This window comes from Propionivibrio sp. (genome assembly GCF_049316945.1).
GTDB lineage: Bacteria > Pseudomonadota > Gammaproteobacteria > Burkholderiales > Rhodocyclaceae > Propionivibrio.
Genome location: NZ_JBMOJE010000006.1, coordinates 15,505 through 31,279 on the forward strand (window position 1 = coordinate 15,505; position 15,775 = coordinate 31,279).

The window sequence follows — 15,775 nt, forward strand, 5'->3', positions numbered from 1 at the left end:
CACCGTCCCGACAATTCATGGCGATTTTCTGCGCTGGCAGATCAATCGCCGCCGCGCATGTTCTGCACCTGGAACAGGTTGGCAGGACTCTTTTTGGGGTCGACCTGGCCCTTGAAATACGCCGTCGTGCAGTGCCTGGACTGGACGTCAACCATGAATCCAGCATCGTCGATGCCGATGCCAGCCCCCTTGTTGATCGGCAGGTGATGGTCGGCGTGCGTCTTGCCGACGCTGAACACTTTCCACAACTCGCCCTTGCGGTCATAGCTCTCGGCGGCGCCGTTCAGGTTCTGCAACTGGGCGTCCATATAGAAGGTTCGCTTGCTGATCGGGTGGCTCGGATTGACCGGCACCGCTTCCAGCACGTAAGCCTTGCGTAGTTGCCAGGTGCCATCGAAGAAGCAGTTGCCCTGTCCACTGTAATTCACGAACTTGTAGCCGTCGGCCTCCGCCGGCATGTCGGTGGCCAGTTTCAGCTCATTGTGGTTCCACATCGGCAGCAGGACGTTCCTGGTGCCCTTGTAGGTCCATTTCATGTCGGAGACGCGGCCGTTGTATCCTTCGAAGTCCTCGATCATGAGATCGGAACCGAGGAAGGAATCGGTCACCTGACCCTGGGCCAGACGGCGCACGCGACGCTGGAAGCCGAGATAGAGGTAGGCATCGTCCATCTTGCTGTCGTCGTCGAAGCGCTGGATCAACAGCTGGGTGTTCTTCAGATCCTGCGGCTCGTTGGCCTTGACGTAGATGGCGCGGTAGATGCCGGACGGATTAGGCGTAATTTCCGGGATCGGCGCATCTTTCACGCGATGCATGAAGTTGAGGAAATGAAAATCGTACTTGATGGTCTTTTCCACCTGACCGGTCTGCAGGTTGCGGTATTTCCAGTAAAACGGCGAGATGCTGGCGCCATCGCCCCAGTTAACCCCGTACTTGTAGTTCCAGGCCAGCTTGTCGCCGGCGTTCGGATCCTTGGCATCGGGTTCTTCCGGGAACGGGCGACCGGCTACGTAGCCGGTGAGTTCGCCGGTCTTGGCTCCAAGCTTGGCCTTGTTGAGATTGGCCTTGGTGGCATCGATATAGGGCTTGTTGATGGTGAATTGAGTAGTAGCCCCGACCTTCATTTCAAACAGGCCGTCCTTGAGCAGTTTGTAGATGCCCATGCTGAGAACATCCTTGAACTGATCGGCATTGGCCTTGTTGATCACCGTGCCGGCAGTCAAGCCTGGGAAACTCGGCATCCCCGCCTTGTAGGGGTTGAACGAGGCTTCAACGTCGGCCTCGGTGGCAGCCATGGCGCTGCCCATGAAACCGGCAACCAGCATGGGCAGCAAGGCTTTTAACTGTTTTTTCATGTAACCCCTCCGTTATCGGAACGGGTAGTGATTTTCACCACTATCAATCCCTGCTTTATTTAATTTTGTAATCTCAAAACTTCAAATTGTTCTTCGCCAGATTTACGTAATAAATTCCATAAACCAAAAAAACCTCAGTTGGCCGTGGCTAATTGACCGCGAAGCCAGGTTTGACGCGTGCTTAGCCCTCACCCCAACCCTCTCCCGCGGGGAGAGGGGGTTTACACCCTTCTCCCTGTGACCGAAGGAAATGCAGAGCCGGGAGAAGGGCTGGTGATGAGGGCCTGCGACATTGGCATCACATCCAACTGCGGCTCTCAGGATAAAACGATAATTTCATTTTTATCGATGTCAATGCTTATTCTCGAGAATTGCTGGAACCTCACAATATCCATAAAAATCTGGCGGCGCGAAACTTTTACCATTTGTGCTTCATGTCGAAAAAACGGGGGCCAAGGGCCCCCGAAATGCAGAGAGACAACAACATCAGTCTCGTCGTAACGAATTACTCCGCTAGCGGATCAATCGCCACCGCGCATGTTCTGCACCTGGAACAGGTTGGCAGGATTCCGTTTGGGATCGACCTGGCCCTTGAACTGCGCCGTGGTGCAGTGCTTGGACTGCACGTCAACCATGATTACCGCATCATCAACACCAATGCCGGCACCCTTGTTGATCGGCAGGTGATGGTCGGCGTTCGATTTACCAACGCTGAACACTTTCCACATTTCGCCCTTGCGGTCATAGATGTCGACCGCGCCATTCAGGTTCTGCAACTGGGCATCCATGTAGAAGGTGCGTTTGCTGATCGGGTGGTTCGGGTTGACCGGCACTGCTTCCAGCACATACACCTTGCGCAACTGCCAGGTAGCATCGAAGAAGCAGCCGCCCTGACCGCTATAGTTCACGAACTTGTAACCGTCCGCTTCCACCGGCATGTCGGTCGCCAGCTTCAGTTCATCGTGGTTCCACAAGGGCAGCAGCACGTTCTTTGTACCTTTGAAGGTCCACTTCATGTCGGAAACGCGGCCGTTATAGCCCTCGAAGTCCTCGATCATGAGATCGGAGCCGAGGAAGGAGTCGGTCACCTGACCCTGGGCCAGACGGCGCACGCGACGCTGGAAGCCGAGGTAGAGGTAGGCGTCGTCCATCTTGCTGTCGTCGTCGAAGCGCTGGATCAGGAGCTGGGTGTTCTTCAGATCCTGCGGCTCGTTGGCTTTGACGTAAATGGCGCGATAGATTCCCGAGGGATTCGGGGTGATATCCGGAACCGGCGCATCTTTAACGCGATGCATGAAGTTGAGGAAGTGAAAGTCGTACTTGATGGTCTTTTCCACCTGACCGGTCTGCAAGTTGCGGTACTTCCAGTAGAACGGCGAGATGATGGCGCCATCGCCCCAGTTCACCCCGTACTTGTAGTTCCAGGCCAGCTTGTCGCCGGCGTTCGGATCCTTGGCATCGGGTTCTTCCGGGAACGGGCGACCGGCTACGTAGCCCGTCAATTCGCCGGTCTTGGCTCCGAGCTTGGCCTTGTTGAGGTTGGCCTTGGTGGCATCGACATAGGGCTTATTGATGGTGAACTGGGTAGTGGCCCCGACCTTCATTTCGAACATGCCGTCCTTGATCAGCTTGTAGACGCCGACGCTGAGGGCATCCTTGAACTGGTCGACGTTGGCCTTGTTGATCACCGTGCCAACGGTCAAGCCGGGAAAACTCGGCATCCCCGCCTTGTAGGGGTTGAACGAGGTTTCGACGTCGGCCTCGGTGGCGGCCATGGCGCTTCCCATGAAACCGGCAACCAGCATGGGTAGTAAGGCTTTGAGTTGTTTTTTCATGTAATGTCTCCTTGGTTATCAGAACTTGTAGTTGAGCTTGACGTAAACGTCGTTTTCCTTGAACGCGGCACCGATCGGACCGGCGCGGAAACGACCCAGTGGTTCAAGACCGGAAAGGCCGCGCGAGTAGGGGGTCATTGGATTGGGATCGCCAACGGGTGCGGTGAATGGTGCAAAGGGGTTACACGAGCGGCAATCGTCGACTTTGTACTGACTGTTGCCATCGGCCCATTTGTAGTTGGCGCCGAAGGTCAGCTTGAGGTCATTGCTGAAGTTCCACTCAACCTGTGGCGCAACGGCAAATGCCCTGGCATTGAAGTCCCGGGCAAAGATGACCTGCGGACTGATCGTTCCACTCTTCAGGAATCCCTTGATCAGGAAGGTGCCGATGAAGTTATCCTGCCAGTCTGGAATGCCAACTGTGCCAAGCGAACGCTCTTCGCGCTGGAACTGGTAGATATGCTGCCAGAACAGTTGAGCCGAGAGGAGCGTGGCTGATGTCTCGCTGATGAACGGAATGAAGGTCGGACGATCCACCCCGACCACCATGCGCGAGACATTATTCTTCGAGTACAACTCTTCCCGTGCAGTGTTGGCAAATTCCTCGCCTTGGGTGAAAGCCAGCTCCGTCCGGACGGCAGCGCCGACCGATGGCAACTGGAAGTCCATCGAGCCACCGATCAGGTTAACCCGGGGAAACTCCATGTCGAAGGAGATCAGGAAGGGCCAGGCGCCTTGGGTTTGACCGGTGAACGAATTGACGGCGCCCTTTCCTCCATGAAGAGACGGCAACTGTGAGCGATAAGTCAAGGCATTCAGGGAGAATGACAATCCATCCTTGGTAACGCCTTCGTATTTCGCACCCAGTTGCGTGTTCTGCAGGCTCCACTCAGGCAGATTCACCTTGTTGATACCAATCTGGTGCGGGCCGAAGTTGGTAGCTAGATAGGTACCTTGCGCGACATTGGCGAAATTCGCCACCGTACCGCCGTTGTCCCACAGATTGGCCATGCCGCGGAAGAAACACCCCGCGTCGAGGATGACGTTGGGCGTGCCGCACTGACCCAGATTGTTCGGGCGGAACTTGTCGAAGTTCCACAACAACTGGATGTTGCGATCCTGCATCGAATCACTGGCGCCCATGCGGTATTCGGCCTGGGCGATCCACATCGGAATACGGATATCCGAGAGTTCGTCGTAAATGTTGTTGCGCGAGTAATCGACCGGGTTGATCACATCGAGCACCCGGAACAGATCGGTACGACCCCAGACCACCTGCTGCTTGCCGATTTTCAGGAAGACCGACTTGCCGTCTTCCAGGCCAATGGTTTTCTTGGCATACGCTTCGCGCAGAAAGTCCCAGCGATCATTGAACTCGGGCGCCTCAAGCCCGCTCAGTGTCTTGTCGCCGTAACCGCCAAAGTCGCGACAGCCACGCGAATCGGTATCACAAGGCCGAACCGGAACGGCAAAGGCTACGCCACCGTCAATGTTGTGCCAACGATCACCCAATGTCCTCAAACCGACATCCGGACTATTCGCTGCCAAGTTGGCAGAATTCAAGAAGGCGTTCTGTGCAGCAATGGCTGCTGCAGTTGCGGGGGGTAAGCCAGGCCCAGCCGGCGGGGCCGCACTCAAGCCAGCAGTGAGCATTCCAGCGGCACCTGTGTAATCCACAATCGGACCTACACCAGCGTAGGCCACCGGCACCAATGCACCGCCAACCGTGCTCTGCAGCATTGTCGGATTGCCTGCGGAACTACCCGCATTCCTCCCATACTCCCCACTATTCATGCGGTACACGCCATCCCAGCTGCCACGCAGAATGGTATGCACTGCCCAGCCGTTGCTCAGGCCCTTGTCGGCTTCCACCTGCAAGGTGTTGCGGAACTTCGCCAGGCCGGCGCTTTCGCGACGAGCGGTATGGTTTTCATAAGTCACGTCCGCCTTCCAGGCAGAGGCGTCTTCTCCCATGGCCGGCAGATTATCGTCGGCCACTACTTGCCCGGAAAAAGCCAGGACGGCGGCGGCGGCCATTGTCAGGTGTGCGCGTCGGCGCGCGCTTCTGTGTTGTTGTCTCAATTTCATGTAAAACCCCCTCCAATTAATTCTGTTGAAGAACTTCTGCTTTGCTACTCTCTCTATTTAATGGCCTCTGACGGGCCTCTTTGTATTAATCGTTTTCCAGAATATGGTCTTCGTCGTAATGCACGGCCGTCACGAACTTGGGCATGAAGACGACGCACCAGGACGGGACGATCAGCACAGCCGCAATCGCATTGACGATGAGCATGAAGCAAAGAAGGATCGCCGCGTCGGACTGGAAGCGCAGGTCGGACATGAAGATCCACAGCACGACGCCGGCGACCAGGGTGACCGCAGTAAAGCTGACGGCGTAACCGGTGGTGGCGACGGCGTTGACCACGGCCTTTTTCATGTCGCGCAGCAGGGCATACTCTTCGCGGATGCGATCCATGAAGTACACCGCATAGTCGATGCCGACCCCGACGCCCACCGCAATCACCGGCACCGTATTCACGCTGATGCCGATGTTGAGCGCTCCCATGTAGGCGTAGGTCATCAAGGTCGAGAAGAGCATCGGCAGAACCATCAGCCAGCCGGCATGAAGCGAGCTGTAGTAGATCATCACGATAACGAAGGCAATCAGCATGACGGCCGGGATGATGATCATGTGGTCGGTGTGCAAGGCCTGGTTGCCGGCCGCCGTGACGCCGATGATGCCGCCGCCAAGTTCGATGTGCAGGCCCGGAACTTCGGCCTGAATCTTCTTGATGCCCTCTTCCGCCAGCACCACGATGCGGCTGATCGTCTCGGCCTGGTGATCCTTGTAATAGAAGACCATGTTGGCTTCGTTTTCGTCGGCATTGACGAATTCCTTCAGGGCCCCGGGAATCGGGCTGGAGGCCATGTAGGCAAACATCAGGCCACCGATTTCATCGCTGGTGTCCGGCAACTGCATCCAGCGCGGGTCGTCGTTGTGCGTCAGCTTGTTCACCACGCGCAAGACGCCTGGCATGGCCTTGGTGCCACCCAGCGTCGGGTCGGAAAGCATGTGCGCCTGGAAGCGTTCGATGGCCGCCATAACCTCCGGCCGCTTGATGCCGCCTTTCTCCTCGGTGCGGGCGATCACATGCAACTCCTCGGAACCGGGGAAGCGGGTGTTGATCGCCTTGGTCGATACGTTGTAGTCGTGGTTCAAATGCAGCAGTGGCGAACCGGGCTCCGACTCACCGAGCTGTACCTTGGTCACGAAATACGCGCCGCCGATGGCGCCGATCAGGCTCAGAATCAGGATCGAACGTGCACCGCCTTCGGTACCGCCGGTCAGCGCCATGGTTCTGGCCAGGAAATCACGGATACCCTGGTTGCCGTTCTCGTGATTTTTCGGTGCCGGCAGGATGGTCAAAGCCAGCGGAACCATGAAGTGCACGGTGAAGATGACCGAGAAGCCCCAGAAACCTGCCGCCAGACCGAGCTTGAAGTTGAAGGGCGCCGCACCGAGCATCAGTACCGCGATCCCGACCGCATCGACGATGATGGCCAGCGAACCGGGGCGGAACAGGGCATCGAGCGCATTGCGCGCGGCCTTCTTGCCGTCGTGGACGATCGCCAGTTCCTCGTAGTAGCGCACCACCAGCTGCACGCCATGCGACGTTGCGCGGGCGGCGATCAGGAAGGGGATCGGCAGCGACAAGGGTTCAAGGTTGATGCCCATGGCGGCCATGAAACCGAGGCCCCAGATCGAGGACAGGGCAATGCCGAGCAAAGGCAGCGCGATGCCGTACAGGCGGCGGAAGTAAGCAATCAGCAAGGCGGACAGCAGTACCAGGGTCCACATCATGATCAGCAGGATCTGGTTGAGGTAGGTATAAACCCAGCCCGTAAGCACCGGGTTGCCGGTCACGTAAATTTTATGACCCGGTTTGTCCAGAATCTCTCGTCCTTTCTGCAACGCAGCAAAAGTCGCCGGGTAATCGATATCACCCTCGTTCAGTTGCGCCTTGATCAGGGCCGCCTTCATGTCTGGCGAAACGAGCAGGCCGTAGATGGTCGGATTGGCAATGACATCGTTGCGCAACTGCTCGAGTTCAGCGACGGTTCGCGTCGGTTTCTGCGCGTCGTAATAGGACTCGGAGGCGAAACCACCCTGGTCATCAAGAAAGACTTTACGCGCCGTGCGGTGGGTCAGACTGTTGACCAGGTTGTGGTTAACCCCCGGCAGGTTGTCGACGGTTTGCGTTGCGTCGTGAATGAGTTTGAGCGTTTCATCATTGAAGATGGTGCCCCTCTCGACTTCAACCGCCATCACGATCATGTTGGCACCACCAAAATTTTCTTTCAGGTGGTTATAAACCTTGATATACGGGTGATTCTGCGGCAGCAGATCGGAAAAATCGGTGTAAACGCGCAGACTGGGCAGGGCACAGCCAAAAAGGATCGTCACCAGCAAAACCAGCGACAGAACAATCTTCGGACTGCGGAAAATCCACTCCTCGCCCTTGTGCAGGGCGTGGGTAAGGGCATGACGTGACTTGGTAACCATGGTGTTATTTGTCTCCCTGGCTTATTGTTTGGCGAGTGTGCTGACAGCACGCAGCAGCCCGCCGGGGCCGCCGATGACGATGGCGGATTGACCCGGCAGCGATGCGCCGCCGCCCAGAAAGACCGGTACGGGATCCGAATAGGGCACGGCTCGCCAGCTATTTCCTTCAAGACGGGCGATCACACCGCCGGCTCCGACACCAAAGGGAACGCCGTCGTGCATGAACAAGCGGTTGAGCGTGGCATGCGCGGTGTTGTTCTGCTTGCTCCAGGTTTTACCGCCATCCGTGGTGTGCAGCATCTGGCCGGCCAGACCGCTCACCCAGCCTTCGTTGCGGCTGGCAAAGAGTGCCGCGTAGGGGTAGAAATCACCAGGAATCTTCGGGCCTTTCTTCCAGGTCGCGCCACCATCGTCGCTGGTCGCCGTCAAACCGAATTCGCCGAGAGCGATTGCATTTTTCTCGTCAAGAAACTGGATGTTGGTGATATGTGCATCGGCGCCAAGGTCGCTCGTCTTCCACGTTTTGCCACCGTCTGAGCTGCCGGAGATGACCGCGTTGATACCCGCCACCCACCAGCCACCATGACGATCGCAGGTCACTGCCAACGGCGTACGCGGCATTTCGAGCGGCACCGACTGCCAGTTCTTGCCGTCCGGATCGGCCGACCAGACCTTGCGGTAATGGTCGACCGCCAGGAACCCCTTGTCACCGCAGACGGTCATGTCGACCAGGGACGTATGTCCGAGCATGTTGCGCTCCCAGGTCTTTCCCTGGTCATTCGAGACCAGAACGGCGCCGCTTTGCGTGCCGACGACAACCACTTTGCCGTTGCTGGCAATGGACTGGCTGATGTCGTAACGCTGCACGGGGCGCTGGCGTTCGCTGGCGATGCCCGACAGATCGGGCCCTTGCGAACAGGCGCTGAGTCCCGCAATGGCAGCCAGCGTACTCAAGGCGCAAAGGCTCTGGCGCAACGCGGCCTGGTTTTGTTTTTTGCTGTTCTTCTTCACGGATCCTCCCTTTTGGGTGCAAAAAGCCCCGAACCGCCCGTAATGGCACGGTTTTCCCCCGTTATGTGTTGGGTCGGGAACCAATTCCCGACCCTTTTGATAAAGGCTTTTTAGCGCCCGAGTTCTTTGGCGGTTTTGCCGCCAATCCCCCATTGCGCCTTCGGCACGTCATGGATCCAGACGCGGACGTTTTCCATGGGAGCGCCAACGGCTTCGCTGAGTGCGGCACTCACTTTTTCGATGACCGCTTTCTTTTGTTCATCGGTACGGCCTTCGATGAGATAGATTTGAGCGAACGGCATGGTGATTCCTTCATTAAGGTTGAGTCAGTTCAGACAAAACGGACGTTGACGCTGCCCAGCGACTGGATGCGCAAGTTGACGTGATCGCCGGCCTTGACCGCAACGGCCTCGGTCACACCGCCCGACAGGATCATGGTGCCGGCCGGAATTTCCTCGCCATGCGCGCCAAGGTGATTGGCCAGCATGGCAATCGCCGCCGCTGGATGGCCGAGCACCGCAGCGCCGGCACCGATGGCCACCGCCTCGCCGTTCTTTTCCATGACCACGCCCAGGGTGCGCAGGTCCAGTTCAGAGACCGGAACCGCCTGACCGCCAAGCACGAAGCGTGACGAGGAGCAGTTGTCGGCAATCACACTCTTCAGGTCGAACTTGAAGTCGCGGTAGCGTGAATCGATGATCTCAAGACCGGGCATCACGAAATCGGTGGCTGCCAGAACCGCGCCAATATGGCAGCCCGGGCCGGTGAGGGCACGCTTGAGCACAAAAGCGATTTCCGGCTCAATCTTGGGATGAATCAGTTCACTCATTTTGATTTCGCCGCCTTCGCAGACACTGAAGTAATCGACGAGGAAACCAAAACACGGCGTTTCGACGCCCATCTGCTTCATCTTGGCGTGCGACGTCAGGCCGGCCTTCAGACCGACCACGCGATTGCCGCGCGCCAGCTTGCGGCGCAGGATTTCGTTCTGGATGGCGTAGGCATCATCCCAATCCATTTCCGGATGGGCTTCGGTGATCTTCAGGACATCGTGTGCTTGCAGTTCGGCGTTTTCAAGGTGCTCAGCCAGTTGAGCGATAGTTGTTTGATCCAGTTTCATGCCAGTAATCCTCGTGCGCGTGCCATGCTCATGGCGGTGTCTTCAATCATGTCTTCCTGTCCGCCGACCATGCCGCGACGGCCTAGCTCAACCAGAATGTCTCGCGCCGGCACGCCGTATTTGACGGATGCACGCTTGGCAAAGAGCAGGAAGGAACCATAGACGCCGGCATAACCGAGCGTCAGCGCATCACGGTCGATGCGGATCGGGAAGTCCATCATCGGTACGACGAGGTCTTCAGCAACGTCGGTGATCTTGGCGACATCGACACCCGTCTCGATGCCCATCAGGCTGCACACGGCGATGAAGACTTCCATCGGTGTGTTGCCGGCACCGGCGCCGAGGCCAGCCGCTGCCGCATCGATGCGGTTGGCCCCGACTTCGATGGCGGCGATGGAGTTGGCGACGCCCATGGCCAGGTTATGGTGGCCGTGGAAGCCGAGCTCGGTTTCCGGCTTCAGGGCGGCACGCACGGCACCGAGGCGTTCCTTGACGCCATTTGGCAGCAGGTGGCCAGCGGAGTCGGTGACGTAGATGCAGTTGGCGCCGTAGCTTTCCATCAGTTTGGCTTGCTTTACCAGGCCTTCGGCGCTGTTCATGTGGGCCATCATCAGAAAGCCGACGGTATCCATCTCCAGCTTGCGAGCCATGGTGATGTGCTGCTCGGAGACGTCCGCTTCGGTGCAGTGGGTGGCGACACGGATGGTGTGTACGCCCAAGTCACGCGCCATCTTGAGGTGGTCGACGGTACCGATGCCGGGGAGCAACAGAGCCGAGACTTTGGCCTTCTTCATCTTCGGGATGACGGCGCCAAGGTATTCCTCGTCGGTGTGCGCCGGGAAGCCGTAGTTAACCGAGGAGCCGCCCAGGCCATCGCCGTGGGTGACTTCGATCAGCGGCACGCCGGCTTCATCAAGGCCGGTGGCGATGCTGATCATCTGCTCGAGGGTCATCAGGTGACGCTTGGGATGCATACCATCCCGCAGGGTCATGTCGTGGACGGTGATTTTTTTGCCGCGTAGATTCATGTTCGTTTCTCCTTACGCGGTTGCGTTAAGAACGGGCTCGAGTTTGAGCGTGCCGTTGATGATTTCTTCGGCGAACATTTCCGCCGTGCGGGCCGCAGCGGCGGTCATGATGTCGAGGTTGCCGGCGTACTTGGGCAGGTAGTCGCCAAGACCCTGAACTTCGAGGTACACCGAGACGCGGTTGCCGTCGAACACCGGGCCATTGACCAGGCGGTAACCAGGAACGTACTTCTGCACTTCCTTGATCATCGCGTGGATGGAGTCGGTAATCGCCTGTTGGTCGGGCGTATCTTCGGTCAGGCAATGCACGGTGTCGCGCATGACCATCGGCGGCTCGGCCGGGTTGATGATGATGATGGCCTTGCCCTTGACGGCGCCGCCGACCTTCACGACGGCACCGGCCGTGGTGCGGGTGAATTCGTCGATGTTCTTGCGCGTGCCCGGGCCGGCGGATTTGCTGGAAACAGTGGCGACGATTTCGCCATAGGCGACTTTCTGCACGCGGGAGACGGCGGCGACCATCGGGATGGTGGCTTGTCCGCCGCAAGTAACCATGTTGACGTTCATTTCCTTGCGCCCGACCAGTGCCTTGAGGTTGACCGGGGGAACGCAGAAGGGTCCGATGGCGGCCGGGGTCAGGTCGATCATCATGACGCCGAGCGCATTGAGCTTGCGGCTGTTCTCGGCATGGACGTAGGCGCTGGTGGCGTCGAAGGCGATTTGCACGCCGTCTTCGAGCACCTGCGGCAGGAAGCCGTCGACCCCGGTGGCACAGGTCTTGAGACCCAGGTCACGGGCACGGGCCAGACCTTCGGATTCAGGATCAATACCGACCATCCAGGTCGGATCGAGATACGGGCTGCGCTTGAGCTTGTAGAGCAGATCGGTGCCGATGTTGCCCGGCCCGATCAGCGCGCATTTGATTTTTTTTGTCATTGCTTATGTTCCTGAAAAGAAATCGTTCAACACATCGAGGAAATGATGCCGCCTTCGACCCGCAGGGCTGCGCCGTTGGTGGCGGCCGAGCGCGGACTGCACACGTAGGTCACCAGGGCAGCCACTTCGGACGGATCGATGAAGCGTTTGAGGATGGAAGTCGGTCGGGCTTCGGCGAAGAAAAGACGTTCCATTTCGTCGAGGCTGACGCCTTGCGCGGTGGCCAGCTTGCCGAAAAATTCAGCCACGCCTTCGGACTTGGTCGGGCCGGGCAGCACCGCATTGACCGTCACCCCGGTTCCGGCGCAACTTTGAGCCAGACCACGCGAAACGGAAAGTTGCGCCGCCTTGGTCATGCCGTAATGGACCATCTCTGGTGGTGGATTGACGCCGGATTCGCTGGAGATGAAAACAATGCGGCCCCAGTTGGCCGCTTTCATCAGCGGCAGGTAATGGCGCGAAAGGCGCACGCCGCTCATCACGTTGGTGTCGAAAAAGCGCTGCCATTCACTGTCCGGGATGTCTTCAAACGGGACTGGATCGAAGATACCGAGATTGTTCACCAGGATATCGGCTTGTGGGCAGGCGGCGATCAGCACGGCAACACCTGCCGTGGTTGCCACATCGGCTGCAACACCGCTGACCACCGCCCCCGCTACCAGGCCGCGCAGACGTTGAACAGCATCTGCCACCCTTTCCGGGCTACGACCATTAACGGTGACAGCAACACCTTCGCGGGCCAGTTCGGTGGCAATGGCGAAGCCGATGCCTGCAGTGGAGCCGGTCACCAGGGCGCGCTTGCCGGAGAGTTGGAGATCCATCCGTGAATCGCCTTAGACGAACCGAACCGAGCAGCCACCGATGCCACCGATGGTGACACGCAGGCTGTCGCCGGCCTGCACCGGCACCATGGCGCCAAGTGCGCCGGAGAGGACGACGTCGCCAGCCTTGAGCGGGATGCCGAGATTCCCCAGTGTGTTGGCCAGCCAGACCATGGCATTGACCGGCGAAGCCAGGGTTGCGGCCCCGGCGCCGGTGACGACGATTTCGCCGTTCTTCTCGAGCACCATGCCACACAGGGACAAGTCGACCTTCTTCGGATCGACCAGTTTGTCGCCAAGAACAAAGACTCCGCAGGAAGCGTTATCGGCAACGGTGTCCTGAATCTTGATCTTCCAGTCGGTTATGCGCGAGTCGACGATTTCGAAACAGGCCATGACACCCTCGGTGGCGGCCAGTACGTCGGCGGCGGTGACGCCCGGACCCATCAGATCCTTGTTGAGAAGAAAGGCAATTTCGCCTTCGGCCTTGGGCTGGATCAGGGTGCTCATCGGGATCGACTCGCCCTCGTTGAACACCATGCCGTCAAGCAGATAGCCGAAGTCGGGCTGGTGCACGCCTAGCATGTTCATCACCGCCTTGCTGGTGACGCCAATTTTCTTGCCGATAACTTTCTCGCCCTTCTCCATGCGCCGCGACAGCATGCGCTGCTGGATGTGATAGGCATCCTCGATGCTGATCTCGAAGCCGCGCGAGCTCAGCGGGCTGACCGTCTTGCCGGTCGTCAGGGCTTCGTAAAGTTCGTCGCCCAGTTGCGTTATCTGCTGCTGTTCCATAGTCATTCTTTCGTTATTTTTCGGTAATAAAATCGCCGACCAGTCGGTTGAAACGGGCCGCGTGCTCGATCTGAACCCAGTGGCCACAACAGCCGAAGGCATGCAGTTGCGAGCGTTCGATGAGTTGAAGCAGGCGCAGCGAATTGTCTAACGGGATGATCTGGTCATCCCGCCCGTGGATGATCAGCGTTTCGTGGGTGATGGCTTTGATGGATTCCAGATCGCTGGCCATGGCTTCGACCCAGCGTTGACGCGGTGCCGGGAACATGGCCGAGAATGACTCCTGGAAGCCGGAGCGGATGCTGGCCTGATAGCGCAATTCGGCCAGTTCGTCGGTCACCAGGCTGCGGTCGAAGGCAAAGAAATCCATCAGGCGGCGCATGGCAGCCTGGGAGGGTTCATAACCCCAGGCCGCGTCCAGCCCCGGCGTGAGGCCGAAGGAAATACCGACGCTACCCATCAGCGCCAGCCGACGTACCCGTTGCGGGTGACGAATAGCCAGAGCCAGAGCAATGGCGCCACCGAATGAATTTCCGACCACATCGGTCTGCGCCACATCCAGGGCATCGAGAACGCCAATGGCGTGCTCGACCCAGGCATCCAGGCCATAGTTGATTCCTGCCGGGCGATCGGTAAAACCGAAGCCGACCATGTCCGGCGCCAGAACACGCGAACGCTTGGCCAGTTCCGGGATGGCCAGGCGCCAGTTGGCCCAGGCTGTCACCCCCCGGCCCGGAGCCGTGGATGAGTAATACAGGAAAACCATCGCCCTCATCGTGGCAATTGGTACTGATACCGGCAGCGATGATGCTGCGGCCGATTTCCGGGCTACTTGTGGTCATGGTCGTTCGCCGCTTAAAGCTTGATGCAGATGTTCTTGAGTTCGGTATAGAACTCAAGTGAATGCACGCCACCCTCGCGGCCGATACCGGACTGCTTGGAACCGCCAAAGGGCGTGCGCAGATCACGCAGGAACCAGCTATTGACCCACACCAGACCCACTTCCATCTTGCCCGCGACACGGTGGGCACGGGTAACATCCTTGGTGTAAATCGAGGCGGCCAGACCGTAAATCGTGTTGTTGGCGCGCTTTACCACGTCCTCTTCGCTGTCGAACGGCATGACCACCGTACACGGACCAAAAACCTCTTCGCGCACAATTGCTGCGTCGTCGCTGACACCGGTCCAGATGGTCGGCTGTACCCAGGCGCCGTTGGCCAGTTCGCCCGGCATCTCGGGAACGCCCCCGCCGGTGACAACCGTTGCACCTTCCTCGACGGCCTTTTTGTAATAGGACAGCACCTTGCTGCGATGCTCCTGGCTGACCAGTGGGCCTAGATTGGTCTTGGGGTCGCTCGGCACGCCCAGTTTGAGCGCTTCGGCGCCTTTCTTAAGTGCAGCAACGAATTGATCGAACAGCGGGCGCTCGACATAGACGCGCTCAGTGCCCAGGCAAACCTGTCCACAGTTGGAGAAGCAGGAGCGCAGGGTGGCTTCGATCGCCACGTCCAGGTCGGCGTCAGCAAAAACGATGGCCGGATTCTTGCCGCCCATTTCCAGTGATACCGGGCGGCCGCCTTCGGCCGCTGCCCGCATGATGGCGGCGCCGGTGCGTGTTTCGCCGGTAAAGGTAATAGCATTGACATCCTGATTGGTGGTCAGGAACTCACCGGCCGAGTTCGGGCCGAAGCCATGAACCACGTTGTAGACGCCCTTGGGAATCCCGCAAGCATTCATCACCTCGCCAAGCAGGGTAGCGGTTGACGGCGTTTCTTCGGACGGTTTGACCACCACGGTATTGCCGCAGGCCAGGGCCGGGCCGACCTTCCACGTCATCAGCAACAGCGGCAGGTTCCACGGACAGACCACGCCGATCACACCGACCGGGCGGCGCACGGCATAGTTGAGGGCGCCACGGCCATCCGGGGTCGCCATTTCAAAAAACTCGGTCGGCGCGTTCTTGATAACGTCGGCGAAGATCTTGAAGTTGGCGGCACCACGCGGAATGTCGATATGGCTGGCCAGGCTCTTCGGCTTGCCCGTATCGGCGCATTCGGCCTCCAGAAATTCATCGAAACGGCGCGTAATCTCATCGGCCACCTTGTTCAGGAGATCCGTACGCTCGTTCACTGTCATTTTGCCCCACGGGCCTTCCAGGGCGGCGTGCGCTGCGGCCACGGCGGCATCGACCTCGGCCTTGCCGGCTTCGTGCACCCTGCCGATCAGCGAATTATCAACCGGGGTGCGCTTTTCAAACTGCTTGGCGGTGGCGACAAATTCACCGTTGATGAAATTCAGGATTTGCTTCAT

The 15,775-nt window shown here is 58.6% G+C and carries 13 protein-coding genes; all 13 read right to left on the reverse strand.

The features are described 5' to 3' along the window. Nucleotides 1-41 precede the first annotated feature (41 nt). The 13 genes from ACOYNV_RS02485 to ACOYNV_RS02545 all read right to left on the reverse strand — a co-directional run bounded on the left by ACOYNV_RS02485 (nucleotide 42) and on the right by ACOYNV_RS02545 (nucleotide 15,775). The gene (locus ACOYNV_RS02485) at nucleotides 42-1,355 is read right to left on the reverse strand and encodes a DUF1329 domain-containing protein (RefSeq protein ID WP_422898155.1); all 1,314 of its coding nucleotides are present in this window, start codon (nucleotides 1,353-1,355) and stop codon (nucleotides 42-44) included. A gap of 521 nt (nucleotides 1,356-1,876) precedes the next feature. Continuing rightward, nucleotides 1,877-3,190: a DUF1329 domain-containing protein gene (locus tag ACOYNV_RS02490; protein WP_422898156.1), complete on the reverse strand. Its 1,314-nt coding sequence runs from the start codon at nucleotides 3,188-3,190 to the stop codon at nucleotides 1,877-1,879. Nucleotides 3,191-3,208: 18 nt separating this feature from the next. Further along, nucleotides 3,209-5,278 carry a DUF1302 family protein gene (locus ACOYNV_RS02495; RefSeq protein ID WP_422898157.1) on the reverse strand — a complete coding sequence of 690 codons (2,070 nt, stop codon included), beginning with the start codon at nucleotides 5,276-5,278 and terminating at the stop codon, nucleotides 3,209-3,211. An 85-nt stretch (nucleotides 5,279-5,363) separates the two neighbouring features. Next, nucleotides 5,364-7,754, reverse strand: coding sequence for an efflux RND transporter permease subunit (locus tag ACOYNV_RS02500; protein WP_422898158.1), 2,391 nt, complete (start codon nucleotides 7,752-7,754; stop codon nucleotides 5,364-5,366). A gap of 21 nt (nucleotides 7,755-7,775) precedes the next feature. Beyond that, nucleotides 7,776-8,765 (reverse strand): YCF48-related protein, encoded by a 990-nt coding sequence (locus ACOYNV_RS02505; protein WP_422898159.1) that lies wholly within the window; start codon nucleotides 8,763-8,765, stop codon nucleotides 7,776-7,778. Nucleotides 8,766-8,875: 110 nt separating this feature from the next. Further along, nucleotides 8,876-9,067, reverse strand: coding sequence for a 2-hydroxymuconate tautomerase (locus ACOYNV_RS02510; protein WP_422898160.1), 192 nt, complete (start codon nucleotides 9,065-9,067; stop codon nucleotides 8,876-8,878). Between the two features lie 29 nt (nucleotides 9,068-9,096). Then, complete coding sequence (dmpH, locus tag ACOYNV_RS02515) at nucleotides 9,097-9,885, reverse strand: 2-oxo-3-hexenedioate decarboxylase (protein WP_422898161.1); 789 nt, start codon at nucleotides 9,883-9,885, stop codon at nucleotides 9,097-9,099. Next, nucleotides 9,882-10,913: a 4-hydroxy-2-oxovalerate aldolase gene (gene dmpG, locus ACOYNV_RS02520; RefSeq protein ID WP_422898162.1), complete on the reverse strand. Its 1,032-nt coding sequence runs from the start codon at nucleotides 10,911-10,913 to the stop codon at nucleotides 9,882-9,884. Before dmpG ends, dmpH begins: the two co-directional genes overlap by 4 nt. 12 nt (nucleotides 10,914-10,925) lie before the next feature. Continuing rightward, nucleotides 10,926-11,849 carry an acetaldehyde dehydrogenase (acetylating) gene (locus ACOYNV_RS02525; RefSeq protein ID WP_422898163.1) on the reverse strand — a complete coding sequence of 308 codons (924 nt, stop codon included), beginning with the start codon at nucleotides 11,847-11,849 and terminating at the stop codon, nucleotides 10,926-10,928. Nucleotides 11,850-11,875: 26 nt separating this feature from the next. Continuing rightward, on the reverse strand, nucleotides 11,876-12,670 hold the full coding sequence (locus tag ACOYNV_RS02530; RefSeq protein WP_422898164.1) for an SDR family NAD(P)-dependent oxidoreductase: 795 nt from the start codon (nucleotides 12,668-12,670) through the stop codon (nucleotides 11,876-11,878). Nucleotides 12,671-12,682: 12 nt separating this feature from the next. Next, entirely contained in the window at nucleotides 12,683-13,465 is a 783-nt protein-coding gene (gene dmpE / locus ACOYNV_RS02535; protein ID WP_422898226.1) for a 2-oxopent-4-enoate hydratase, read from the reverse strand. Nucleotides 13,466-13,478: 13 nt separating this feature from the next. Continuing rightward, nucleotides 13,479-14,231, reverse strand: coding sequence for an alpha/beta fold hydrolase (locus ACOYNV_RS02540; protein ID WP_422898165.1), 753 nt, complete (start codon nucleotides 14,229-14,231; stop codon nucleotides 13,479-13,481). Nucleotides 14,232-14,320: 89 nt separating this feature from the next. After that, nucleotides 14,321-15,775 (reverse strand): 2-hydroxymuconic semialdehyde dehydrogenase, encoded by a 1,455-nt coding sequence (locus ACOYNV_RS02545; protein WP_422898166.1) that lies wholly within the window; start codon nucleotides 15,773-15,775, stop codon nucleotides 14,321-14,323.